At 68.7% G+C, this 22,403-nt stretch carries 24 protein-coding genes; 11 read left to right on the forward strand and 13 right to left on the reverse strand.

All coding sequences use genetic code 11. The features are described 5' to 3' along the window. Positions 1-143 precede the first annotated feature (143 nt). Positions 144-1,967, forward strand: coding sequence for a glycoside hydrolase family 3 protein (locus JWQ81_RS24735; RefSeq protein WP_297545017.1), 1,824 nt, complete (start codon positions 144-146; stop codon positions 1,965-1,967). Positions 1,968-2,146: 179 nt separating this feature from the next. Here the strand turns inward: JWQ81_RS24735 and JWQ81_RS24740 are convergent, their stop codons facing one another. The 5 genes from JWQ81_RS24740 to JWQ81_RS24760 form a co-directional block, all read right to left on the reverse strand. Next, positions 2,147-3,772 (reverse strand): DHA2 family efflux MFS transporter permease subunit, encoded by a 1,626-nt coding sequence (locus JWQ81_RS24740; protein WP_297545019.1) that lies wholly within the window; start codon positions 3,770-3,772, stop codon positions 2,147-2,149. Beyond that, positions 3,756-4,385, reverse strand: a complete 630-nt coding sequence (locus JWQ81_RS24745; protein WP_297545021.1) for a helix-turn-helix transcriptional regulator — start codon at positions 4,383-4,385, stop codon at positions 3,756-3,758. Before JWQ81_RS24745 ends, JWQ81_RS24740 begins: the two co-directional genes overlap by 17 nt. A 112-nt stretch (positions 4,386-4,497) precedes the next feature. Next, complete coding sequence (locus JWQ81_RS24750; protein ID WP_297545023.1) at positions 4,498-5,019, reverse strand: DinB family protein; 522 nt, start codon at positions 5,017-5,019, stop codon at positions 4,498-4,500. A 40-nt stretch (positions 5,020-5,059) separates the two neighbouring features. Beyond that, positions 5,060-5,278, reverse strand: a complete 219-nt coding sequence (locus tag JWQ81_RS24755) for an acyl-CoA carboxylase subunit epsilon (RefSeq protein ID WP_297545025.1) — start codon at positions 5,276-5,278, stop codon at positions 5,060-5,062. Positions 5,279-5,285: 7 nt separating this feature from the next. Beyond that, positions 5,286-6,932, reverse strand: a complete 1,647-nt coding sequence (locus tag JWQ81_RS24760) for an acyl-CoA carboxylase subunit beta (RefSeq protein ID WP_297545026.1) — start codon at positions 6,930-6,932, stop codon at positions 5,286-5,288. A gap of 77 nt (positions 6,933-7,009) precedes the next feature. Between JWQ81_RS24760 and JWQ81_RS24765 the strand changes: the two genes are divergently transcribed. Further along, positions 7,010-7,405: a PPOX class F420-dependent oxidoreductase gene (locus tag JWQ81_RS24765; RefSeq protein ID WP_297545028.1), complete on the forward strand. Its 396-nt coding sequence runs from the start codon at positions 7,010-7,012 to the stop codon at positions 7,403-7,405. A 63-nt stretch (positions 7,406-7,468) separates the two neighbouring features. Here JWQ81_RS24765 and JWQ81_RS24770 read toward each other — a convergent pair whose 3' ends face one another. Both JWQ81_RS24770 and JWQ81_RS24775 read right to left on the reverse strand, forming a co-directional pair. After that, positions 7,469-8,866 carry an amidase gene (locus JWQ81_RS24770; protein WP_297545060.1) on the reverse strand — a complete coding sequence of 466 codons (1,398 nt, stop codon included), beginning with the start codon at positions 8,864-8,866 and terminating at the stop codon, positions 7,469-7,471. A 60-nt stretch (positions 8,867-8,926) separates the two neighbouring features. Further along, a complete protein-coding gene (locus tag JWQ81_RS24775; RefSeq protein ID WP_297545030.1) occupies positions 8,927-9,859 on the reverse strand; it encodes a zinc-binding dehydrogenase in 933 nt (310 codons plus the stop codon). A 93-nt stretch (positions 9,860-9,952) separates the two neighbouring features. Here JWQ81_RS24775 and JWQ81_RS24780 point away from each other — a divergent pair, with 93 nt between their 5' ends. After that, positions 9,953-10,570: a TetR/AcrR family transcriptional regulator C-terminal domain-containing protein gene (locus JWQ81_RS24780; RefSeq protein WP_297545032.1), complete on the forward strand. Its 618-nt coding sequence runs from the start codon at positions 9,953-9,955 to the stop codon at positions 10,568-10,570. Between the two features lie 57 nt (positions 10,571-10,627). Here the strand turns inward: JWQ81_RS24780 and JWQ81_RS24785 are convergent, their stop codons facing one another. Beyond that, on the reverse strand, positions 10,628-11,566 hold the full coding sequence (locus tag JWQ81_RS24785) for a beta-ketoacyl-ACP synthase III (RefSeq protein WP_297545034.1): 939 nt from the start codon (positions 11,564-11,566) through the stop codon (positions 10,628-10,630). A gap of 88 nt (positions 11,567-11,654) precedes the next feature. On the opposite strand from JWQ81_RS24785, the gene JWQ81_RS24790 reads away from it, so the two are divergent. Next, positions 11,655-12,296: a TetR/AcrR family transcriptional regulator gene (locus JWQ81_RS24790; protein WP_297545036.1), complete on the forward strand. Its 642-nt coding sequence runs from the start codon at positions 11,655-11,657 to the stop codon at positions 12,294-12,296. A gap of 135 nt (positions 12,297-12,431) precedes the next feature. Here JWQ81_RS24790 and JWQ81_RS24795 read toward each other — a convergent pair whose 3' ends face one another. The 4 genes from JWQ81_RS24795 to JWQ81_RS24810 form a co-directional block, all read right to left on the reverse strand. Continuing rightward, a complete protein-coding gene (locus JWQ81_RS24795) occupies positions 12,432-12,803 on the reverse strand; it encodes a VOC family protein (RefSeq protein ID WP_297545038.1) in 372 nt (123 codons plus the stop codon). A 25-nt stretch (positions 12,804-12,828) separates the two neighbouring features. After that, the gene (locus JWQ81_RS24800) at positions 12,829-13,320 is read right to left on the reverse strand and encodes a pyridoxamine 5'-phosphate oxidase family protein (protein ID WP_297545039.1); all 492 of its coding nucleotides are present in this window, start codon (positions 13,318-13,320) and stop codon (positions 12,829-12,831) included. A gap of 213 nt (positions 13,321-13,533) precedes the next feature. Next, a complete protein-coding gene (gene lexA, locus JWQ81_RS24805; RefSeq protein ID WP_297545041.1) occupies positions 13,534-14,196 on the reverse strand; it encodes a transcriptional repressor LexA in 663 nt (220 codons plus the stop codon). A 47-nt stretch (positions 14,197-14,243) separates the two neighbouring features. Continuing rightward, entirely contained in the window at positions 14,244-15,335 is a 1,092-nt protein-coding gene (locus JWQ81_RS24810; RefSeq protein WP_297545043.1) for a C40 family peptidase, read from the reverse strand. Between the two features lie 80 nt (positions 15,336-15,415). Between JWQ81_RS24810 and JWQ81_RS24815 the strand changes: the two genes are divergently transcribed. From JWQ81_RS24815 to JWQ81_RS24835, 5 genes are all read left to right on the forward strand, one after another. Then, positions 15,416-16,228: a biotin--[acetyl-CoA-carboxylase] ligase gene (locus JWQ81_RS24815; RefSeq protein WP_297545044.1), complete on the forward strand. Its 813-nt coding sequence runs from the start codon at positions 15,416-15,418 to the stop codon at positions 16,226-16,228. Between the two features lie 115 nt (positions 16,229-16,343). After that, complete coding sequence (locus JWQ81_RS24820; protein ID WP_297545045.1) at positions 16,344-16,958, forward strand: PH domain-containing protein; 615 nt, start codon at positions 16,344-16,346, stop codon at positions 16,956-16,958. 1 nt (position 16,959) lies between these two features. Next, positions 16,960-17,904: a hydroxymethylglutaryl-CoA lyase gene (locus JWQ81_RS24825; RefSeq protein ID WP_297545046.1), complete on the forward strand. Its 945-nt coding sequence runs from the start codon at positions 16,960-16,962 to the stop codon at positions 17,902-17,904. A 44-nt stretch (positions 17,905-17,948) separates the two neighbouring features. Beyond that, positions 17,949-18,794 carry a TNT domain-containing protein gene (locus JWQ81_RS24830; RefSeq protein ID WP_297545048.1) on the forward strand — a complete coding sequence of 282 codons (846 nt, stop codon included), beginning with the start codon at positions 17,949-17,951 and terminating at the stop codon, positions 18,792-18,794. Next, entirely contained in the window at positions 18,791-19,054 is a 264-nt protein-coding gene (locus JWQ81_RS24835; RefSeq protein WP_297545049.1) for a hypothetical protein, read from the forward strand. The genes JWQ81_RS24830 and JWQ81_RS24835 overlap by 4 nt, the downstream gene beginning before the upstream one ends. 378 nt (positions 19,055-19,432) lie before the next feature. On the opposite strand, the gene hisN is transcribed toward JWQ81_RS24835, so the two are convergent. Next, positions 19,433-20,215, reverse strand: coding sequence for a histidinol-phosphatase (gene hisN, locus JWQ81_RS24840; RefSeq protein ID WP_297545050.1), 783 nt, complete (start codon positions 20,213-20,215; stop codon positions 19,433-19,435). A gap of 57 nt (positions 20,216-20,272) precedes the next feature. Here hisN and JWQ81_RS24845 point away from each other — a divergent pair, with 57 nt between their 5' ends. Together JWQ81_RS24845 and JWQ81_RS24850 are read left to right on the forward strand one after the other, a co-directional pair. After that, positions 20,273-20,983, forward strand: coding sequence for a response regulator transcription factor (locus JWQ81_RS24845; protein WP_297545061.1), 711 nt, complete (start codon positions 20,273-20,275; stop codon positions 20,981-20,983). A 2-nt stretch (positions 20,984-20,985) separates the two neighbouring features. Then, the gene (locus JWQ81_RS24850) at positions 20,986-22,269 is read left to right on the forward strand and encodes an ATP-binding protein (RefSeq protein ID WP_297545051.1); all 1,284 of its coding nucleotides are present in this window, start codon (positions 20,986-20,988) and stop codon (positions 22,267-22,269) included. Positions 22,270-22,403 lie beyond the last annotated feature (134 nt).

Genomic DNA, 22,403 nt, shown 5'->3' on the forward strand with positions numbered 1-22,403 from the left:
GATCGTAACCCGGAATCGGGCATCTCCCGGCTACTTTGTTGTGGCTCGCAACATATGTGGATTTCACATCCTTGAACAGCTTCGGAGGAACAATGTCGTCCCGCCTCCGCGTCCGAAGATCAGTTCGAACGACGCGAACCGTAGTGCTCACGGGTCTGCTCCTGGCCGGTACCGCTTTGGCGCCGATGGCGTCGGCGACGCCGACCCCCCTCTACAAGAACTCGCACGCCTCGGTGACCTCCCGGGTCAACGACCTGATGTCGAGGATGACCCTCGACGACAAACTCGGGCAGATGACACAGGCCGAGCGCGGCGCGGTGACGCCGGCCCAGTCCGCGGCCTCGAAGCTCGGTTCGGTGCTGTCCGGCGGCGGCTCGGTGCCCACGCCGAACACGGCGGTGTCCTGGGCGGACATGTACGACGCCTACCAGAAGGCTGCGACGTCCACCGGTCTCGGCATCCCGATCATCTACGGCGTCGACGCCGTGCACGGCGACAACAACCTCTACGGCGCGACGATCTTCCCGCAGAACATCGGGATCGGTGCCGCGCACGACCCGAAGCTCACCGAGCAGATCGGCCGCGCGACCGCCGAAGAGATGTCCGCGACCGGAGTCGACGAGGACTTCGCGCCTTGCCTGTGTGTCGCGCGTGACGACCGCTGGGGGCGGACGTACGAGTCCTACGGCGAAGTTCCCGGCAACGCCGTCGCGAACTCCACGATCATCAACGGCCTGCAGGGCAAGTCCCTCGACGCCCCGGGTTCGGTGATGGCCACCGCGAAGCACTTCATCGGCGACGGCGGCACCACGAACGGGACCGACCAGGGCAACACGCAGATCAGCGACTGGGAGCTGCGCGCGATCCACCTCCCGCCGTTCCGCGCGGCCGTCCAGCGCGGCGTCGGCGCGGTGATGATCAGTTACAACAGCATCAACGGCTTGAAGGACCACGGGAACAAGTACCTCATCACCGATCTGCTCAAGGGTGAGCTGGGCTTCTCCGGCATCGTGATCTCGGACTGGAACGGCATCGACCAGATCGACGGCCAGTCGGGCTTCACCCCGGCCGAGGTCGCTCAGGCCGTCAACGCCGGTCTCGACCTGTTCATGGTGCCGAACGACTCCGCCAAGTTCATCTCGACCTTGGGTGCCGAGGTGGCCAACGGCGACGTCCCGATGTCCCGCATCGACGACGCGAACCGGCGCATCCTCACCAAGAAGTTCCAGCTCGGCCTGTTCGAGCACCCGTACGCCGACCGCTCGTTCATGAACACGGTCGGCAGTGCGCAGCACCACGAGCTGGCCCGTCAGGCCGCGCGGGAATCCCAGGTGCTGCTGAAGAACGACGGCGTGCTGCCGCTGGCGAAGAAGAACAACAAGATCTTCGTCGCCGGCAAGAACGCCAACGACATGGGTAACCAGGCGGGCGGCTGGACATTGACCTGGCAAGGTCAGAGCGGCGAGCGCGTCATCCCGGGAACCACCATCCTCGACGGCATCAAATCCGATGCCGGGAAGGGCACCACGGTGACCTATGACCGTGCGGGTAACGGAATTGACTCGAGCTACAAGGTCGCGGTCGCGGTGGTGGGAGAGACGCCTTACGCCGAGGGCCACGGTGACCGTCCGAACGGTCTCCAGCTCGACGCCGAAGACCTCTCCACCATCGCCAAGCTGAAGGCGACCGGCGTGCCGGTGGTCGTGGTCCTGGTCTCCGGCCGGGTCCTCGACGTCGCCAACGAACTCCCCGGCTGGAACGGGCTCGTCGAGTCCTTCCTGCCAGGCAGTGAAGGCGCCGGTGTCGCCGACGTTCTTTACGGCGACTACAAGCCCACGGGCAAGCTCTCGTTCACCTGGCCGGCCAGCTCCGCGCAGGAGCCGATCAACCCGGGTGACGGCAAGACGGGCCTGTTTCCCTACGGCTACGGCCTGACGTACGGCAAGCACCGCAACGACGAGAACTAAGTCGCGTCGCTCCAGGGAGTTGTGGGCGGGCCGTTTCCCGATCGGGAAACGACCCGCCCACAACATTTTTCAGCTCTGGCGGCTACGTCCAGGGCCCCCACTTTTGCGTTTTTGTGGGGTCTCTTAGTTTCTAAGAGACCGCAAGTCGCCGTCGAGTTGCGTGGGACTTGCTGGGCACTTCAGGCAGCGGCAGCGGGTTCCGGGGTGGTGGGAGCCGAAGGCTGGGTCGCGGCGCGGGGCGCGTTGCGCTTCATCGCCGCAGCGGAGACGACGCCGAGCAGTAGTACACCGATCGGCAGCAGCATGGTCACCTTGACGGCGTCGGTCAGTCCACTGTGGATGACCCCGCCGGCGAGCCGCTGGATCTGCGCAGCGACGTCCGCGGGCACGCCTGGCACCGCGGGGCCACTTGCCGGCCCGGTGCTGTATTCGCTCGCGCCCGCGGACGCCTTGGCGATTCCGTCGACGAACTGTCCCCGGTACTGCGGGGGAAGGGACGCCGCGGCCTTCACGGCCTCATTCGAAACCGAGGCCGTGATCCTCGCCTGCAGCAACACGCCGATGGTCGCCGCGCCCAGTACTCCGCCGACCTGCCGCGAGGTGTTCAGGATGCCCGACGCGGTGCCTGCCAGACGCGGTTCGACCGAGCCCATGGTCACGTTGGTCATCGGCGCGAAGATGAAGCCGATGCCGAGCCCGCTGAGCAGCAGTGCCGGGATCAGGGACCAGGCACTGGTTGTCGGCGTCGCCTGCAGGGCAATGATGCCGAGGCCGACGGCCAGCGCGGTGAGCCCGAACATGACCAGGTACTTGGCGTTGACCTTGTCCGAAGCGCGCCCGATGAACGGGGCGACGATGCCCGCCAGCAGCGACATCGGAGCGGTGAGCACTCCGGCCAGTGTCGGCGTCAGCCCGATGACCGACTGGATGTAGATCACCAGCGGGATGAACATCCCGGTCATCGCGAACCCGACGGTGGTACCGGTGAGGGTGCCCGCCGAGAAGTTGCGGTTGCCGAACACCTCGAGCGGGACGAGCGGCTCGCGGCGGTTGATCCGTTGCCAGAACACGAAAGCGGCCAGGATCAGCACACCGGCGCCGATGATCTCGAAGATGTTGACCGGCCCGAAGACCCGGCCCCAGTCGTACTGCTGGCCGTTCTGGATGCCGAAGACGACGCAGAAGAGCCCGGCCGCCGACAGCGCGATCCCGATGAAGTCGAACGAATGCGAGTGCTTCGGCTGCCAGTCCGGGACGAAGATCAGGGCCAGCACCAGCGCGACCACGCCGATGGGCACGTTGACGATGAAGATCCACTCCCAGCCGAAGTGCTGCACCAGCACCCCGCCGAGCAGCGGGCCGGCGATGGTGGCCAGTCCGGCGATACCGCCCCACAGCCCCATCGCGGCACCGCGTTTGGCCGGCGGGAACAGGTGCGAGATGAACGCCAGCGTCTGCGGGGTCATCAGCGCGGCGCCGAGGCCTTGGACGGCACGGGCGACGATGAGCGTTTCGACGCTGCCGGACAGCCCGCACCACAGCGACGCGAGGGTGAACACGACCAGGCCGGCGAGGTACACCCGCTTGGGGCCGAACCGGTCACCGAGCCGCGAGGTGAACAGCATCGGCACGGCGTAGGTCAGCAGGTAGACGCTGATCACCCAGACCACCGAGTTCAGCCCGGCGTTCAGGCCGCGCAGCATCGCCGGGATCGCGATGGAGACGATGGTGGTGTCCAGCAGGATCATGAAGAAACCGATACAGAGGGCCGTCAGTGCGGCCCAGGGGTTAACTTGCTTTCTCATCGTCTTTTTCCTTTGGTACCAAAGTACGATCTTTTGGGCAGGGGTGGTCGCCGATGAAGGGCACGGCGCCGGATTCGAGATCGGCGATCAGGCGCGTCGTCCAGGCCAGTTCGAACGCCCGTCGATCGCTGGCGAAGCGCCAGTCGAGCCAGTAGACCGGCGGCGTCTCGTTCTTGATCAGCGTCTCGAGGACGGCCTGGTCAAGGGCGACGTCGGCCCTGAGATGCAGCTCCCGATGCCGTAGCTGCAGGATCGCGTCCGCGGGCCCGAGTTCGTCGACGACGCCCAGCCCGCTGAGGAACTCGGGATACTCCGTCGCCGGCACGCTGAGCATGACCTGAGCGCGCTCGACAAAGGCGTCGCGACCCGCTTCGGTCATCCCGTAGACGGTCCGTTCGGGACGCCGTCCGTCCCGCTGAGTGTCGACGATCTTGACGTAGTCGGCGGCCAGTAGCCGCTCGACAGTGTGGTAGAGCGAACCCGCGGCGACCCGTGCCCGGGATTCGAAATGCCGTTCGCGCATGAGCTGCGCCATCTCGTACGGATGCATCGGCCGCTCGTGCAGGAGTTCCAGCACGGCGATCGCGAGCGCGGTGAGCTTTGCTGCCCCCATGATCTTTATCCCCCTCGGAGGAGTCCCCGTCGTTTATTCCACATGGACTATACGTCGCAGAATAGTCAACTGTCCAGGGTTATGTGAAGCGGCGGCAGGAATTCTAGCGGTGCTAGATCTCCGGGCCGACGGCTCCGTCGAGCTGCTCGCGCAGGATGTCCATCTGGCCGGCGTGGCGCGCGGTTTCTTCGATGAGGTGCAGGTAGATCCAGCGCAGCGACACCGTGCCGTGGGTGCGATGGAGCCCGGTGTCGCTCAGCTGGTGGGCACGCGCGACCTCGCGAGAGAGCTCGCACTGGGCGTCGTACTCGGCGATGAGGCTTGCCACCGTCTCCTCGGGCTCGAGCCGGAAGTCGGCGTCCGGGTCCTCGTCGGTCCACGGAACCGGCGGCAGGTCCTCGGCCGGGATGCCCGCGAGGACTCGCTGGAACCAGCCCAGCTCGACCCAGCGCAGGTGTTTGACCAAGCCGCCGAGCGTGGTCGCCGAAGGCACGAGCCGTTTCCGAGCAGCGGATTCCGAGGTGCCGAGCAGCTTCGCCCTGGCCACCGCGCGATAGTTGTCCAGGAAGGCCTCGAACAGGGCGCGTTCGTCCGCGGTTGTTGCCTGCGCGGCCAGCGTCAGTGGTTCCGTCATGTCGGCAAGCTACCCGCCGACACCGACAAATTCCGACCGATTACCTCGGCAGGGCGGACGCGCGCCAGGCCCCTTGGCCAGGATGCGGCGGCTGCCGCACCGACCGTGACCGGTCGCTCCACCACGAGCGCTTGGCAGGCTTCGTCGGCGCCGGGCGGGAAGACGACGCGACCGCGGCGACGACGGCCGCCAGCGCGGCCAACTCGGCGTCGTCCGGGTTGCCTCGGACGATCCGCAGTACCGGCCTGTTCTCGCTCATACGCACCTCACAGGGGGATGTTGCCGTGCTTCTTCGGCGGCAGGGTCTCCCGCTTGTCCCGCAGCAGGGTCAGCGCGCGGGCGACGTGGCCGCGCGTGTGGGCCGGCACGATGACCGAGTCGAGGTACCCGCGTTCGGCCGCGGCGTACGGGTTGAGCAGCGTGTCCTCGTACTCCGCGATCAGTTCCGCTCGCAACGCGTCGACGTCCTTGCCGTCTTCGGCGGCCTTGGTGAGGGTTTTGCGGTGCACGATGTTCGCCGCGCCCTGCGCGCCCATGACAGCGACCTGCGCCGTCGGCCACGCCAGGTTCAGGTCCGCGCCGAGGTGCTTCGAGCCCATGACGTCGTACGCGCCACCGAAGGCCTTGCGCGTGATGACGGTGACGAGTGGGACGGTCGCTTCGGCGTAGGCGTAGATCAGCTTCGCGCCGCGCCGGATGATCCCGTTCCACTCCTGTTCGGTGCCCGGCAGGAAGCCCGGGACGTCGACCAGGGTCAGGACCGGCACGTTGAACGCGTCGCAGGTGCGGACGAACCGCGCGGCCTTCTCGGACGCGTCGATGTCGAGGCAGCCGGCGAACTGCGTCGGCTGGTTGGCCACGACGCCGACGCTGTGGCCGTTCACGCGGCCGAAGCCGACCAGGATGTTCGGCGCGAACAGCTCGTGGACCTCGAGGAACTCCCCGTCGTCGACGATGCGCGTGATCACCTCGTGCATGTCGTACGGCGTGTTCGGCGAGTCGGGGATCAGCGTGTCCAGCTCGCGGTCGGCGTCGGTGACGTCGTCGAAGAGGCTGCTGCCTTCGCCCGCGAGGTCGCCGGACTCGAACACCGGCGCGTCGGACAGGTTGTTCGACGGCAGGTAGGACAGCAGTTCCTTGACGTAGGCGATCGCGTCCTCGTCGTCGGAGCCGAGGTAGTGCGCGACCCCGGACTTCGTGTTGTGTGTGCGGGCGCCGCCGAGCTCCTCGAACGTGACCTCTTCGCCGGTCACCGTCTTCACGACGTCGGGGCCGGTGATGAACATCTGTGAGGTCTCGTCGACCATCACCACGAAGTCGGTCAGCGCGGGGGAGTAGACGTGCCCGCCGGCGTTCGCGCCCATGATCAGCGAGATCTGCGGGATCACCCCGGACGCGTGCACGTTGCGGCGGAAGATCTCGCCGTAGAGGCCCAGCGAGACGACGCCTTCCTGGATACGCGCGCCACCGCCTTCGTTGATGCCGACGATCGGGCGGCCGGTCTTGATCGCCAGGTCCATCACCTTGACGATCTTTTCGCCGTAGACCTCGCCGAGCGAGCCGCCGAAGACGGCCACGTCCTGGCTGAACACACAGATTCCGCGGCCGTCGACGGTGCCGTACCCGGTCACCACGCCGTCGCCGTACGGGCGGTTCTTCTCCTGCCCGAAGTTCACCGAGCGGTGCTTGGCGAGCTCGTCGAGCTCGATGAACGAGCCCGGGTCCAGCAGCAGGTCGATGCGTTCGCGTGCGGTCTTCTTGCCCTTGGCGTGCTGTTTCTCCACTGCCCGCACCGAACCGGCGTGCACGGCCTCGTCGTACCGGCGGTACAGGTCGGCGAGCTTGCCGGCGGTGGTGTGGATGTCCGGTTCTTCTGCGGGAGGCGTCCCGATCGGTTCCGTCGCACTGCTCATGGTCCGCCAGCTTAACGAACGTTCACGTCTCTCGCGTGTGTCGTAGGCAACGTCCACGGCTGAATAGAGTCGTCGTTATGGGTATTCCACTGAGCGACGCCGTCCGTGACCTCGTCGACGGCAAAAACTACGCCACGCTCGCCACGATCAATGCCGACGGCGGCCCGCAGACTTCGGCGATGTGGGTCGGGCGGGACGGCGACGAACTGCTGTTCTCGACGGTTGCCGGGCGGCTCAAGGACCGCAATATGCGGCGCGATCCCAGGGTCAGCGTGACGATCATGGACCGGGCCGACCCGGAGCGGTACACCGAGATCCGGGGCCGGGTGACGATCACCTCCGACGGCGGCCGCGAGCTGGACGACACCCTGTCGTGGAAGTACGACGGCAAGGACGCGGGCGAAGACGCGCCCGGCGCTGTCCGGGTGGTCGTCCGGGTCGCCGCGGACAAGGTGACCGGTCACGTCTCCTAGGCGGCCGCGAGGACTCGTGAGCGTTCCTGCCGGTTCTAGGCGGCCGGAACGCGCATGAGTCCTTCAGGCGTGAACGAGCGGACGTCGGTCAGCCCAGGGTTTGGCTTGTTCGAGCTGCGCGGCGACGCGCAGCAACAGGTCTTCTCGTCCATAGCCGGCGACGAGTTGCACGCCGACCGGCAGGCCGTCGCGTGTCCAGTGCAGGGGCAGGGAAATCGCCGGCTGGCCCGAAGCGTTGAACGCGGCGGTGAAGATGCCGGGGTCGACGTCGCCGAGGTCCGCCAGCGGTGGCGGTGGCGTCGGCATGGTCGGGGTGAGCAGCAGGTCCCAGCGGTCGTCGGTCCACCATCGTTCGATCTCCCGGCCGTGTGCGCGCAGGCTGTCGACACCTTCGGAGAACTGTGCGCCGGAGATCGTCGCCCCGGCTTGGGCGCCGCCCCAGCTTCCCGGCTCGACTTCGTCTTCGGTGAGCGGGCGACCGAGCCGTTGCTCCCAAAGGTCGAGCCCGCGCTTCGCCACTACGGCCATGGCCATTCCGAACGCCGGTGGGAATCCGCCCCGGGTGAGTGCCGCCGGGAAGCCGTCGGCGACGTCGTGGCCGAGTTCGTCGAGTAGGTTCGCGGCCGCGCGGGCGCCGGCTTCGCAGGCAGGATCGATCTTCGCGCTTGCTGTCGGATCGGTGGTGAGCACGCCGATCCGGAGTCGCCCCGGAGCCGCACCGACTTCGGCGAGGAACGGCCGGACCGGGGTCGGCGCGCAGAACGGATCTCCCGCCCGGTGACCACTGACGATATCGAGCACGGCCGCCACATCGCGAACCGTTCGTGCCAAACACATTTCCGAAGCGAGGCCGGCGAGGTTGTCGACGAACATGTCGGGCCCGGCCGACACCCGGCCGCGGCTGCCTTTGAGGCCCACGACGCCACAGTACGCGGCGGGTGCGCGGATCGAGCCGGCCGCGTCGGTGCCTTCGGCGATCGCCACCATGCCGGCGGCGACGGCAGCGGCCGATCCGCCACTCGAGCCTGCCGTGGTTCGCGCCGTGTCCCATGGGTTGCGCGCCGGCCCCCAGGCGGCTGAATCGGTGGAAGCCAGCGAGGCGCCCATTTCCGGGGTGTTGGTTTTGCCGACCAGTACGAACCCGGCCGCACGCATTCGTTCCACGTAGAAGGAATCATGGTCGGCTCGGTAGCCGGCGGCTTTCGCCCCGAGGATGCCCTGCGACGTCAAGTCGCCCTTGGAGACGAGTGACAGGTCCTTCATCAGATAAGGCACGCCTCGGAACGGTCCGTCGGGAGCAGAACGCGCTTCGGCTCGCGCCTTTTCGAAAAGCGGGATGATCACGGCGTTGAGTGCGGGGTTGAGCTTCTCGATACGCTCGATCGCTTCCTCGGCGAGCTCTTCCGGCGAGGCCTGTCCGGTGCGGACGAGCTCGGCTTGGGCTGTCGCGTCCAGAACCATCACTTCCCCCAGCTTGGTCGTTGATGCGACTGTAGACTCACGAGCCTCGCGCGGTGTCGATCAGAGCGTCGGCGAAAGCAGTACTCGGCCGAGGTTTTCGCGCGCTTCGATGAGGCGATGGGCTTCCGCGGCCTGGTCGAGCGGCAGCGTCCGATGGACTGCCGGCCGGAGTTCGCCCGCGGCCGTCAACTTCCACAGCTTGTCCCGGTGCTCGTCGTAGCGGTCGCGCCGCAACGTCGCGAACTGGCCCATCGAGAAGCCGATGACTCCCTTGCTCTGCATGCGCAACTCGTTCACATCGACGTTCCCGCCGACGCCGTTGTAGGTGATCAGGCGCCCGAACGGTTTCACGGCGTCGAGGCTCTGCCGGAAGACGTCACCGCCGACCCCGTCGAGCACGATGTCGACGGGCTCGCCCCAGTGATCCTGCGAGTAGAAGACGACGTCGTCGGCACCCAGCCCGCGTACGAAATCCGCCTTCGACGTCGAGCCGACGGCGGCGATCACGCGGCCGGCGCCGAGCAGTTTCGCGAGCTGGACGGTGAGGTGCCCGACGCCTCCCGCGGCCGCCGTCACCAGCACGGAGTCACCAGGGCGCACCGCGGCGATGTGCAGAGTGCCCAAAGCGACCTGGCCGCCGCGGACCAGCGCCAGCGCCGCTTCGTCGCTGACATCGTCCGGCACCGGGACCGCGAAACCGGCGTTGACCAGTGCGAACTCGGCGTAGGCGCCGCTGAACGCCATCCCCGCCGCGCGTTGTCCGACGCGCCATCCGCGGACGTTGATGCCCATCCCGACCACCCGGCCGACCACGTCGCCGCCTGGCGCGTGCGGAAGCGACGGGCCGCCGTGAGTCAGCCGGACGACGGGCAGGGTGACACCCGCGAACGTCACTTCGAGCAGCAGCTCGTCCGGGCCGAGTTCCGGCCGCGGTAGGCGCTCGACCCGCAGGACCTCGGGTCCGCCGTAGCCGTGGAAACGGACTGTCCGCACTACTGGCCTCCACTTCAACAGTGTTTAAGTTCAACGGTGTTGAAGTTTGCGGCATACTGGCGCCGTCCGTCAACACCGTGAGGAGAGTCGTCGATGCGTTTGACCCGTGACCAGGTGCTCGCCGGTGCGCTGGGGCTGCTCGACGAAGTCGGCATCGACGGCCTGAGCATGCGACGGCTCGCGTCCGTGCTGGGCGTCCAGAACGGCGCCACCTACTGGCACTTCCCGAGCAAGCAGGCCCTGCTGGAAGCGATGGCGGAGGCGATGCTTGCCGATCTCACCCTGGGGCTTGACGAGCGTTTACCTTGGTACGAAAGGATTTCCGAGCTGGCGCAGCGGCTACGGAGCGCGCTGCTGGCCCACCGCGATGGCGCGCGGATCTTCTCCGGGGTCTTCGTCCCGTTGCCCAACGCGCTGGCGTACGGCGAGACGATGATCGGCCTGTTGCGCGGCGCCGGCCGCAGCAGCCGGGACGCGGCCTGGGCGGTCGACACGATCACGTACTACGTCGTCGGCCACACCATCGAGGAGCAACTCGCGGCGGGTCTCCCCGATGGCGGACGGGACGCCGTCGCGCGCCTGACCGACGCGCTCGATCCCGCCCACCACCCGAACATGCTCGCCGCCCTCGACGACATCCCCGTGCCGCACACCGAGGATCACTTCGCGTACGGGCTCGGAGTGATCATCGCCGGACTGCGCTCGGCCTGAACGTGGGACTCGGTCGGCTTGAACGTGGGACTCGCGGGCTTGAACGTGGGACTCGCGTCAGGGAGAGGTGACGACCTGGCCCGCCCAGGAGAGCCCACCGCCGAAGCTCAGCAGCAGGGCCGGGACGCCTGAGGCGACTTCGCCGCGTTCGACGAGCTTGGCCAGCGCCAGCGGGATGGACGCGGCGGAGGTGTTGCCCGAGTCGACGACGTCGCGGGCGACCACGGCCCTCTCGGCGCCGAGGTCGCGGATGATCACCTCGATGATCCGCAGGTTGGCCTGGTGGGTGACGATGGCGCCGAGGTCGCCCGGCGTGATCCCGGCGCGGCGGCACGCTTCGCGGGCCAGTTTGGGCATTTCGGTGGTGGCCCACCGGTACACGGCCTGCCCTTCCTGCGCGAAATGCGGCTGCCACGCGTCGTTCAGCCGGACGGCCTGGCCCTGGGTCGGGTCCGAGCCCCAGACGACCGGGCCGATGCCCGGGTCGTCGGCCGCGCTGAGGACGGCGGCGCCCGCGCCGTCGCCGAGTAGCACGCAGGTCGAGCGGTCGGTCCAGTCGGTGACGTCGCTCATCTTCTCCGCGCCGATGACCAGCGCGTGGCGGGCGGCACCGGCGCGCAGCGCGTGATCCGCCGTCGCGAGCGCGGTGCAGAAACCGGCGCAGCCGTTGTTGACGTCGTAACCGGCCGCGGCCGGGATGCCGAGCCGCCCGGCCACCTGAGTGGCGATGTTCGGGCAGCGGTCCATCGCGGTGCAGGTCGCGACGACTACCAGGTCGATGTCCGCGGGAAGCAGCCCGGCCGAGGTCAGGGCCTTGCCCGCGGCCCCGGCCGCCATGTCCGTCACCGACTCCTCGCGCGCGAGGTGGCGGGTGGCGATGCCGGTCCGGCGCCGGATCCACTCGTCGCTGGTGTCGATCGTGCGTGCCAGCTCATCGTTCGTGACGACGTGCTCGGGCTGGTAGTGGCCCAGCGCGATGATGCGCGATCCCGGCATGCTTGCTCCTCGGCAGAGTGGACGATGCCGGAACTATAGCGTCCGAACGATCGGATTCTAAATGGGTCGGTCCGGTTATAGTGGGGCCGTGAGTCCCCGCAGATCCGCCGCCGACGCGCGCGACACCCGCTCGGCAATCCTCGTGCGCGGACTCGAAATCGCGTCCGCCGAAGGCATGGAGGGCGTGACGATCGGCAGGCTGGCGGCGGACCTCGGGCTGAGCAAGTCCGGGCTGCTGGGGCACTTCGGCACCAAAGAGACGCTGCAGCTGGCTCTCGTGGACACCGCTGCCGAGGCCTTCTCCCGCGAGGTTTCGGACCCGGCGGACGGGACGGCGTTCGGGATGGACCACCTCGTCGCACTGTGCGCGGCCTGGGTGTCCTACCTGGAACGAGGCGTACTCCCCGGCGGCTGTTTCTTCATGGCCGCGGCGAGCGAGTTCGACGATCGCCCCGGGCCGGTGCGTGACGCCGTGGCCGGGCTGCATTCGTTGTGGCAGAACGATCTCCGGCGGCACATCCGGCTGGCGATCGCGGCGGGCGAGCTGCCGGACGGCACCGAGGCGGACCAGCTGCTCTTCGAACTCGGCGGCGTAATGCTGGCCCTCAACCATGCTCTGCAGCTGTACGGCGACCGGACCGCGATCGAACGCACCCGCCGTGCGATGGGCCGCCTGCTCGGCAGGCCCCTCCCCGCTCCGACCGCAACTCGACGGCGAGTTGCGGTCTGACGGGTCACCGTATCCGGCGGAGGTACGGTCGGCGATCGTCCAGACGGCCGCTTTCAGTACGCGAAAGATCGGCAGCCCTGAGACACCGAAGGTACTCAGCGGCCGTTTTACCCGGGTCAGCCGCCCAAGAAGTCGTCAGCCGGCTTGCCGGTGCGCGATCTGCCAGGTGTTGCCCCAGTCGTCGCGCACCATGGCGCGTCTGTCCCCGTACGGGGTGTCGCGGGGGTCTTCGAGCGAGGTGGCGCCGTGGGTGATCGCGCGCTGGAAGGTGGTTTCGGCGTCCTCGACGTAGACGTAGAGGAACGCGGGCATCGGGTCGCGCTCGTCGTCGCCGCTGATCATGAGCCAGGAGTCGCCGATGCGGAGTTCGGCCGGACGTCCCGGGTGGAACGCGCCCTCGGCGTCGAACACCTGCTGGAGGAAGCGGACGAGGCCCTGCGGATCCGGAGTGACGATCCTGGGCGTGACGACGTGCCAGCCCGCGGGCGCCGGAGAGTTGCCTGGCACGAGCCTCACCTCGGATGGGTCGGAGTCAGTGCTTGCGGACACTACGCTCGGGTTCGCCCGGCTTCCAGATCGTGATGTCCAGGTGACCGTCGCCGACTTCGACCGTTGACGCGCTGGTCAGTTCGGTGCCGTAGAAGTGGTCGAATTCCTGGCCCCGGAGGTCGAACCCGGTCTCGTCGAACAGGTCGGTGGCGAAACGCTGGTGCAGGTCCTTGTCCTGGACGTCTTCGACCACGCCCCACAGCTTCGCGTCGCCGTCCGACACCTCGGTGTCGACCGTGGCGGTGTGCAGGCAGAATCGCGGATCGCGGACCAGATCGCGGAACTTCCACGTGTCCGGCATGCCGACGAGCCAGAGCCGATCCTCGAAGAACCGCGGCTCGATCGGGCTGATCCGCGGCGATCCGTCGGCACGCAGGGTGGCCAACAGGCACAGGTTCCCGGTGGCGCGGTGGCGGCGGGTGAACACGGCGGCGATCCGCGGCGCGGCTTCGGTGAACTCGCTCCAGGAGGTCATCGTCCGATATTACGAGCGGGTCAGCCCTGCGCCGACGATGCCGCTGCCCCAGATCCGGGAGGAGGCTGCGGTTTTGCTGCCTGAGTGCCGCTCCTGGTCGCCAGGCGCGACCATCACCGCAACTCGACGGCGACTTGCGGTCTCCGAGAAACCAAGAGACCCCACAAAAGCGCAAAAGTGCGACGTGGGTGACGCAAGGACTGGTGACGCGGGTTAGACGTTGCGCAGTACCGAAACGACGGTGCCCAGGATGACGGCCTTGTCGCCGTCGATGACCTCGTAAGCCGGGTTGCGCGGCTCGAGGTAGACGTGGCCGTTGCGGCGGCGGTACACCTTGACTGTCGCCTCTTCGTCGATCATCGCGGCGACGATCTGGCCGGAGTGAGCCTCGGACTGCTGCTTCACCACGACGATGTCGCCGTCGCAGATGGCGGCGTCGATCATCGAGTCACCGCGCACGCGCAGGCCGAAAACGTTGCCGCGTCCGGTAAGTTCGCGCGGCAGGTTCAGCACGTCGTCGAGGTGCTCTTCGGCCATGATGGGACTTCCCGCGGCGATATGGCCGACCACGGGTACCGGCACCGAGTCACCACCGGACGCGCGCGCCGATGGCTCCTGCAGGAACGCGCGCACGTCGATCGGGCGGGACATCGTGCTGCTGCGACGCAGGAAACCGTTGTCCTCCAAGCTTGCCAGGTGCTTCGACACCGAAGACGAAGACCGCAGGCCGACGGCGTCGCCGATCTCCCGCGTGCTCGGCGCATACCCGTGCCTCACCACCCAATCCCGGATGGTGACCAGGATTCGCTGCTGGCGCAGCGGCAGGGCGGAGGTGTCCAGGTGCTCGAACGCGTCAAGATCGTCGTAGGTGGTCACTCGCGCATGGTAGAGGTAGGTATCGGTCGTGGCGCCGCGGGCAACGGTCAACTCGCCGGGCGGCCCGCGCCGACGTAGTCGTCGCCCGCCGAGTGGTAGGTGTGGATCTGGATCGCCTGGCCCTCGGTCGGGGCGTTGATCATCAACCCGTTGCCGAGGTACAGGCCCACGTGGTGGATGTTCGTCGCGGCGTTGCCGTAGAACACGAGATCGCCGAGCTGTGGCGGCTGCGAGGCCGGAACCGACGGCACAGACCGGAACTGGCTGTCCGCGGTGCGCGGCAGCTCGACCCCCGCGTCCTCATAGGACGCTTTCGTCAGCCCTGAGCAGTCGAAACCCGCGGCGCCGGCGTCCGGGCCGTTGCCGCCCCATACGTACGGCAGGCCGAGCTGCCCGAGCGCGAATCGGGTCGCGCGGGTCGACGGCGCGTTCGTCTTCGCCGGATCGAGCGACAACGTCGCGTACAGCTGCGCGTTGCCGAGGACCTGCTGACGGAACAGCGGTGAACTTTCGTACTTCCCGATGGCGTCCCACCAGCCATTGCCGCCGCCGAGGTCGGCACCGGTCGCGCACAGCGCCCGGCCCGCGGCGATGGACGCGTCGCGGACGTTGGTGACGGACGGCTTCGTCGTCCCCGGGATATCTCGGCCCCACCGCTTCCACTGCTGTGCCGACAGCTTGAGCGGGCCGCCGCGGCCGTCCGCCGCGGTCGACTTGCCGATGCCCGCGAGCGTCACCCACGACAGATGACACGCGGGCTGCTCGGTTCGCAGGGTGAGCTCGCCGGTCGCGTACCCCATGAGCGACTGCGCGGGGACTTCGAGCGGGCCGGACAGGCCCTGCGCCCAGGTTTCGAGCTGGCTACCGGCCTTCGCGGGTTCCTGTGCCTGCACGGGTGAGCTGACTTCGAGCACCGACGGGCCCGCGCCGCCGCCGATCGTGTTCGCGGCGACCTCCGGCCGCGGCGTCGGCGGCGCGACGGCGGTGGGATGGCCGGTGCCGCCCGAGAGCAGCCAACCCGCGGTGACCAGCCCCGCTACCAGCGGCAACGCGACGAGCCCTCGCGTCGCGGCGCCCCGAGCCCAGCCCTTCTTCACATCGGCGGACTTCGGGTCGGAGGCGTCGTCAGGCGGTGTCACATCGGCCAGGTTAGAAGGGCTCACACTGGTGTAACGACTCCACGCCGTTCTCGTTAGGTTGACTCTCATATCCTGGGCCGATGAGCGAGATCGAGGTCGACCGGTTACAGAGCGCATTGGCCGCGGGCTACGCGGGGACAACGGTCGTCCCGGTGACCGGCTCGACCAACGCCGACCTGCGGGCAGCGGCCGCGAAGGGTGCGCCGGACCGCACGGTCCTGCTCGCCGAGGAGCAGACGGCCGGGGTCGGCAGGCGAGCGCGGCAATGGGTGTCGCCGAAGGGCGCGGGGATCTACGTCAGCGTGCTCCTGCGGCCCCGCGAGGTCTCGTTCGCCGGTCTGGGGTCGTTGTCCGTGGTCGCCGGGCTCGCCGTCCGCGAGGTCGCGGCGAGGCTCGGGGTCGACGCGGTGCTGAAGTGGCCCAACGATGTTTTGGCTGGTCCAGGGCGTGCGAAGTGTGCCGGAATCCTGTCCGAAGCCGAGACCGCCGCAGACGGGGGAGCGACCGTCGTGCTTGGCATCGGCGTGAACGTCCGGTCGATGGGCGACGTGCCGGCGGGTCCCGGGGCGCTACCGGCGACGTCGTTCGAGGAGCAGGGCGCGACCAGCACCGACCGCACCGAGATCGCCGTGATGCTCCTGACCGAGCTCGACGCGCGTGAGCGACGCTGGCGCGCGGCCGGCGGCGACCTCGCCCAGGCCGGAATGCTTGCGGAGTACCGGCAGCACTGCGCCACGCTCGGCCAGGACGTCCGCGTCCTGCTGCCGGCCGGCGACCCGCTCGTCGGGCGCGCCGCCGACGTCGACCAGGCGGGGCAACTCGTGGTCGAAGGAGCCGACGGGCGTCGGCACACCGTGTCCGCCGGTGACGTCGTGCATGTCAGGGCCGGATAGCTCGCTGGGAAGTAACCGAGCGGTTCGTGCCAATTGTGGTGTCCTCGGCGCCGGGGACACCGATCGCCGGTACGGTGAAGTTCACCATCGCGTAGACAACCCGGGAGCGTTCGACGTGGCCTATCCAGACGATCTGCTCAGTCAGAACGAGCACGTCGTAGTGCACAGTCATCCGCACTTCAAGATGCTGATCGTCCCGACCTTCTTCCTGATCGTCACCATCGGCGTGGGCATCTGGCTCACGGTGCTGGACAACGGGGTGAAGGCTCCTTGGCACATGGTGGCCCAGATCGCCATCGCCGTCGTCGCCGTCGTGCTGATCGTGTGGTTGTTCATCGCGCCGTTCCTGCGCTGGCGCACGACGCACTTCATCGTGACGACCGACCGGCTGATCGCCCGCGAGGGCGTCATCAAGCGGACCGGGATCGACATCCCGATGTCGCGGATCAACAGCGTCCAGTTCGAGCACGGCCTGACCGACCGGATCTTCGGCTGCGGCACGCTGATCATCGAGTCGGCCTCGGACGAGCCGCTGCGGTTCGACGACATCCCCAAGGTCGAGCACGTGCACACGATCATCTACCGCCAGGTCAACGACAACCCGTACGACGACTTCGACGCCGGTCAGCAGTACCCACAGCAGCCTGGCGAGCCGGGGCAGACCCAGCAGTACCCGCCACAGGGTCCGCCTCCGCCGCAGCGTCCGCCGTCACGCCGCGGTCGTCGCTGAGGTGGGGGCACGCGAACTCGGGTTGCCGCAGTGGGTTCCGGCCGCCGCAGGGCTGCCCGAGCGGGTGACGATCTGGGAGGTCGGCCCTCGGGACGGCCTGCAGAACGAGAAGACGGTCGTCCCCGTCGAGGTCAAGCTCGAATTCCTCGACAGGCTGGCCGACGCCGGGCTGAGGACGCTGGAAGCGACGAGTTTCGTACACCCGAAGTGGGTTCCGCAGCTGGCCGACGCCGAGAAGCTGCTTGCCGCGCTCGATCGTCGTGACGGCGTGCGGTATCCGGTACTGGTGCCGAACGAACGCGGCCTGGACCGCGCGCTGGACGCCGGGGTCGCCGACATCGCGATCTTTGCCAGCGCCACCGAGACGTTCGCTTCGAAGAACCTCAACTCCACGTTGGAGACCCAGTTCGAGATGTTCGAACCGGTGGTTTCCCGTGCTACCGCTGAAGGTCTGGACGTCCGCGGGTACCTGTCGATGTGCTTCGGCGACCCGTGGGAGGGCGCTGTTCCGGCCGAGCAGGTCGTGCGGGCCGGACGCCGGCTGCTGGACTTGGGGTGCTCGCAACTCTCACTCGGGGACACCATCGGCGTCGCCACGGCCGGTCAGGTCGAGGCGGTCGTCGGCGGGTTCGTCTCCGCCGGGGTCGACGTCGGCAAACTGGCCGTGCACTTCCACGACACCTACGGCCAAGCGCTGGCGAACACGCTGACCGCGCTGCGCTGCGGTGTGTCCACTGTGGACTCATCGGCGGGCGGTCTCGGCGGCTGTCCGTACGCCGAGTCGGCCACCGGGAACCTGGCCACCGAGGACCTCGTCTGGATGCTCGACGGCCTCGGTGTCGCCCACGGTGCGGACCTCGACAAGCTGGTCGCCACGAGCGCGTGGATGGCCGGTCAGCTCGGCCGCCCGAGCGCCTCTCGGGTCGTCAACGCACTCGCCGGCTGAGCAACGCGCTTTCGATAGTTGCCGACCGAACCGGGGAGGGTGCGGTGACCGAGCAGACTGAGGCCGACACCGGCCCAGTGCGCCTTCCGTCGGCCTACGGCGGCCTGCTCGACGCCGGTGGTTTCGACGACGTCCCGACCCCGCCCGCCGCGGTGCCTGCCGCCGCGCCGCTGGTCCGCGGCACGATCCGGCAGGAGCGGGAGAGCGTGGTCGCGCTGTTCCTGGTGCACATGTTCCCGATCGGGCACCTGCCGATCGCCGCGGACAAGCCCGCGAAGCAGCCCCCTGCGCCGGCTGACGACGCTGACTACCTCGCCGGCCAGCGGTTCGTGCCGGGTGACCATCCCGACGCGGCGCTGGTCGAGGCGGGAACAGCGCTGAAGCACATCCGGGACGGTTTCCGGCGGTCGGCGAGCCCGTCGCCGTCGGCGATCCCGCCGGAGTTGACCGAGGGCCACGATCCGTACGGCGGCCTGGACGAGCAGGACTGGAACCGCCGGTTTCTCGGCGGTCTACGGGCATCCGTGCCCGAGTACGCCTGGCCGCCCGGGCAGCTGCACCCCGAGGGAGGGCAGCACGCCGGCGAGCCGGTGCTGCTCGCCGACGGGGTCCGGCTCGACCGCTTCGGCGGCGAGGAAGGCCGAATCTTCGCGCCGGACGGCACGAAGTTCGCCGGCCGCTCGCTTCCGCCAGGCTTCCTGCTGGCCGAATACCGCCGATACCGCGTGCTGAAGCCGCTGCCGGTGTGGCGGACGGTGTCCGCGGCCTGGTTCGGGCAACCCGGCGGCGGGGTCCGCTACCGGGCGACACACCCGGCCGGTGACCTGATGACCATGGGATACCTCGCGGAGCTCACCGGCGCCGCGGAACGGTTGGGGGCGGCGGGATGAACCTCGAGTCGATCTTGCGGTGGCTGGAAGCGCTGGGTGTGCCGCCGGAGGTCGTGTCCATCGGCGCCGAGGCCGACAACGCGTGGTGCGTCCTGCGCACCGAGGACTCGACGTGGGAGGTCTTCTGGCGGGAGCAGGGCAACCGCTACGACTGGGCACGCTTCACCAACGAGCAGGTCGCCTGTCACTACCTCTTCGGCAGACTCGCCTGGTCCCAGGTCGCCCGAGGTGCCGTCGGCGTCCTCCCCACGGCGGGTTAACGCGCCAGGATGGCCAAGGCGGCGTCGTGCAGGAGGCCGTTTTCGGCGGACGACAGCGCAGGGCAGCAGGGACTGGCGCGGCCGGGGCGCGTGGACCACGTGACGTGAAGGCCACCTTCACGGCGTAAGGCGCACTCAACTAGGCCTTCACAACCTCCCTGCCCGGCCGAAAGTACCTTCAGGAGCCCCAACAGTCACATCACCAACACCTGTGCCACCTGCGCGACGTGACTGGCCCTCAACTCCGCTACCAGCACCCACTCCGCCCCGGTCCTTGCTGCTCTGGACAGAACTGCCGTACCAGCCAGCCCCCAAAGTTCCAGGCATTGGCGCTAGAAGCCACAAGGGTGGCCCCGAGGGAACGCCGCAACCACCGCCCTAGCGGCGCAGGATGCCCAGAGCGGCGTCGTGCAGGAGGCCGTTGGTCGACAGCGCCGAGCCGCCCGCGAAGCCCGGCTTGCCGGTCAGGTCGCTGAACCTGCCGCCGGCCTCGGTGATGAGCACCTGCGCGGCAGCGACGTCCCAGGGGTTCACGATCGCCTCGGCGGCGACGTCGAGTGCGCCCTCCGCGACCAGGCAGTGCTGCCAGAAGTCGCCGAGCGCGCGGCTTTCCCAGCAGGCGTCGACGAGTTCGAGGTACTTCTCCCGCGAGTGGTACTCGGTCCACGACCCGAGGTCCGTCGTCGACAGGTACGCGTCCTCCAGCGACGACACGCCCGAGACGGCCAGCCGCCGTTCGCCCGCGACGTCGCTCAACCAGGCGCCGTCACCGGTGGACGCCCACCAGCGACGGCCCAGCAGCGGCGCGCTCATCATGCCGACGACGGGGATGCCGTCCTCGACGAGCGCGATCAGTGTCGCCCAAACGGGTAATCCTCGGAGGAAGTTCTTGGTCCCGTCGATCGGGTCGATCACCCACGCGCGGCCCGTTTCGGGCACCGAACCGCCACGCTCCTCCCCGGCGACGTCGTCGCCTGGACGTTCGGCGGCCAGGATCGTCCGCAGCTTGTCCTCGACGGCGGTGTCCGCGTCGGTCACCGGCGTCCGGTCCGGCTTGCGTTCGAAGGTCAGGTCGAGGGCGCGGAAGCGGTCGGTGGTGATCGCGTCGGCGGCGTCCGCCAGTCGGGCGGCGAGCTTGAGTTCATTCGCGTAGCCAGGCACGACGGGATCATTTCACGGGCTTCACGCCGCACGCGCACTAGAGTCGGGCAGGTGAGCATGGTGCTACTTGCCGAGGACGACCCGGCCATCGCAGACCCGCTGTCGCGCGCCCTTCAGCGGGAGGGCTACGACGTCATCGTGGTCCCGGACGGCCCGTCGGCGCTCGACGCGGCCGAAGAAGGCCACATCGACCTCCTGGTTCTCGACCTCGGCCTGCCCGGAATGGACGGCCTCGAGGTCTGCCGGCGACTCCGCGCGAGCGGGACGGAACTGCCGGTACTGATGCTGACGGCGCGTACCGACGAGGTCGACTTCGTGGTCGGCCTCGACGCCGGCGCGGACGACTATGTCGCCAAACCCTTCCGGCTGGCCGAGCTGCTGGCCCGCATCCGCGCGCTGCTGCGCCGCCGCGCCCCCGAGGTGCTCGAATCCGCCGGCGTGCGGATGGATTTGGGCGCCCGCTTGGTGACCGTCGACACGCACGAGGTGCAGCTGGCGAACAAGGAGTTCGAGCTGCTGCGCGTCCTGATGAGCCGTGCCGGGCAGGTCGTCAGCCGTGACGAGATCCTCGCCGAGGTCTGGAACGACCTCGAGTCGAAGACGTCGAAAACGCTCGACATGCACATGTCGTGGCTCCGGCGGAAGCTCGCCATCGCTTCCGACGAGAACGGCGGCCGCGGTCCGAAGCCCACCTCGGTGCACTCCGGCGACGGTGAACGCCGGATCGCGACTGTGCGCGGTGTCGGTTTCCGCTTCAACTCAGAGTGAGCATGCGTCGCCGGATCCTGCTCGCGATCCTGCTGGCGGTGGCCGTCACCGGGGCCGCACTGGGTATTCCGCTCGGCATCACGTCGTTCCAGCTCGTCGAAACCCTCAACCGGGAGAACCTCGCCGCCAGCGTCCGGACGATCGCGGCGATCCTGGACAACGATCTCGCCAACGGCGAAGCCATCGACCTCAACCAGGTCCGCGCGGCCGTTCCGCAGACCGGCATGCTCCGGGTGCAGGTGCCGGGCCAGCAGGAAAAGCGCTACGGGACCGACCCCGGCACGGACGTCATCTCCCAAAGCGAGCCGATCGCCAAGGACGGGACGGTGGAGCTGTCCATCCCGGCCGGTCCCATGCACACCCGGCAGACGCAGGTCGCGCTGCTGGTGATCATGCTGATCCTGCTGTCGGTGGGCACCGGCACGGTGGTCGCGACGGTGACGGCGCGGCGGCTGGCCAGGCCGCTGCGGCACGTGGCCGAGCGTGCTTCGAAGCTCGGTGGCGGAGACTTCCGGCCGGATCCGAGTCGCTACGGCGTCGGCGAGCTGGACATGGTCGCCGAGGCGCTCGACGCCTCGGGTACCGCGCTCGCCCAGCTCGTCCAGCGGGAGCGACAGCTCGTCGGTGACGTTTCCCATCAGCTGCGGAGCCGGCTGACCGCGTTGCAGCTGCGCCTCGAACCGCTCACGATGCATCCCGACCCGGAGGTCGCGGATGAGTCCAAGGCCGCGCAGGAGCAGGCGGACAGGCTCGCTGACGCCCTCAACGAGCTGCTGGCCGCGGCGCGTGCCGCCAGCGAGGTCAGCACGCAACCAGTGGAACTGCCCTCCGTGCTGCCCGAGGTGTCGGAGGAGTGGCGTCAGCTGCTGCGGTCGGAGGGGCGCAACCTGCGGGTCCGGGTCGGCGACGGACTGATGGCGCGCGCGACCCCGGGCAGACTGCGCGAAGTGATCGGCGTCCTGCTGGACAACGCGCTGCGGCACGGAGCCGGCACGGTCACGCTGTCCGCGCGCCGCGGTGACGCCGAGGGCACTGTGGTGATCGAGGTGAGCGACACCGGGCCAGGCGTGCCGGACGAGCTCGCGCCGCATGTGTTCGAGCGCGGGTTCTCCGGTGGCGGCTCCACCGGTGTCGGCCTGGCGCTGGCCCGCGCACTGGTCGAGGCTGACGGCGGCCGGCTCGAGCTGTCCAGCCGCCAGCCCGCGATCTTCAGCCTGTTCCTGAAGGTGCCGCGCCCCGGCGATGTCGCCGGCGTCCGCTGGCCCGCCGAACGCGTCCCCCGCTGACCCAGGGCACTGATCCGAAAATCCAAAGTGGGTGGGCAGGGTTGTAACCCGGCGCAGCGCAGCGGAGCCGGGTGGGATGCGACCATGAGTCACCTGCTCAGGCGGTGGCCCCCAACGGCTCCAACGTCACCTTG

The sequence above is a fragment of the Amycolatopsis sp. genome (assembly GCF_025464955.1).
Classification (GTDB): domain Bacteria; phylum Actinomycetota; class Actinomycetes; order Mycobacteriales; family Pseudonocardiaceae; genus Amycolatopsis.

Bases quoted from the DNA above. Each gene is read 5' to 3' on its own strand.
- JWQ81_RS24740 (WP_297545019.1), bottom strand. From the start codon at position 3,772: ATGAGAAAGCAAGTTAACCCCTGGGCCGCACTGACGGCCCTCTGTATC.
- JWQ81_RS24750 (WP_297545023.1), bottom strand. From the start codon at position 5,019: ATGACGGAACCACTGACGCTGGCCGCGCAGGCAACAACCGCGGACGAA.
- JWQ81_RS24760 (WP_297545026.1), bottom strand. From the start codon at position 6,932: ATGAGCAGTGCGACGGAACCGATCGGGACGCCTCCCGCAGAAGAACCG.
- JWQ81_RS24780 (WP_297545032.1), top strand. From the start codon at position 9,953: ATGCGTTTGACCCGTGACCAGGTGCTCGCCGGTGCGCTGGGGCTGCTC.
- JWQ81_RS24845 (WP_297545061.1), top strand. From the start codon at position 20,273: ATGGTGCTACTTGCCGAGGACGACCCGGCCATCGCAGACCCGCTGTCG.
- JWQ81_RS24850 (WP_297545051.1), top strand. From the start codon at position 20,986: ATGCGTCGCCGGATCCTGCTCGCGATCCTGCTGGCGGTGGCCGTCACC.
- JWQ81_RS24755 (WP_297545025.1), bottom strand. From the start codon at position 5,278: ATGAGCGAGAACAGGCCGGTACTGCGGATCGTCCGAGGCAACCCGGAC.
- JWQ81_RS24800 (WP_297545039.1), bottom strand. From the start codon at position 13,320: ATGACCTCCTGGAGCGAGTTCACCGAAGCCGCGCCGCGGATCGCCGCC.
- JWQ81_RS24745 (WP_297545021.1), bottom strand. From the start codon at position 4,385: ATGGGGGCAGCAAAGCTCACCGCGCTCGCGATCGCCGTGCTGGAACTC.
- JWQ81_RS24765 (WP_297545028.1), top strand. From the start codon at position 7,010: ATGGGTATTCCACTGAGCGACGCCGTCCGTGACCTCGTCGACGGCAAA.
- JWQ81_RS24770 (WP_297545060.1), bottom strand. From the start codon at position 8,866: ATGGTTCTGGACGCGACAGCCCAAGCCGAGCTCGTCCGCACCGGACAG.
- JWQ81_RS24815 (WP_297545044.1), top strand. From the start codon at position 15,416: ATGAGCGAGATCGAGGTCGACCGGTTACAGAGCGCATTGGCCGCGGGC.
- JWQ81_RS24785 (WP_297545034.1), bottom strand. From the start codon at position 11,566: ATGCCGGGATCGCGCATCATCGCGCTGGGCCACTACCAGCCCGAGCAC.
- JWQ81_RS24835 (WP_297545049.1), top strand. From the start codon at position 18,791: ATGAACCTCGAGTCGATCTTGCGGTGGCTGGAAGCGCTGGGTGTGCCG.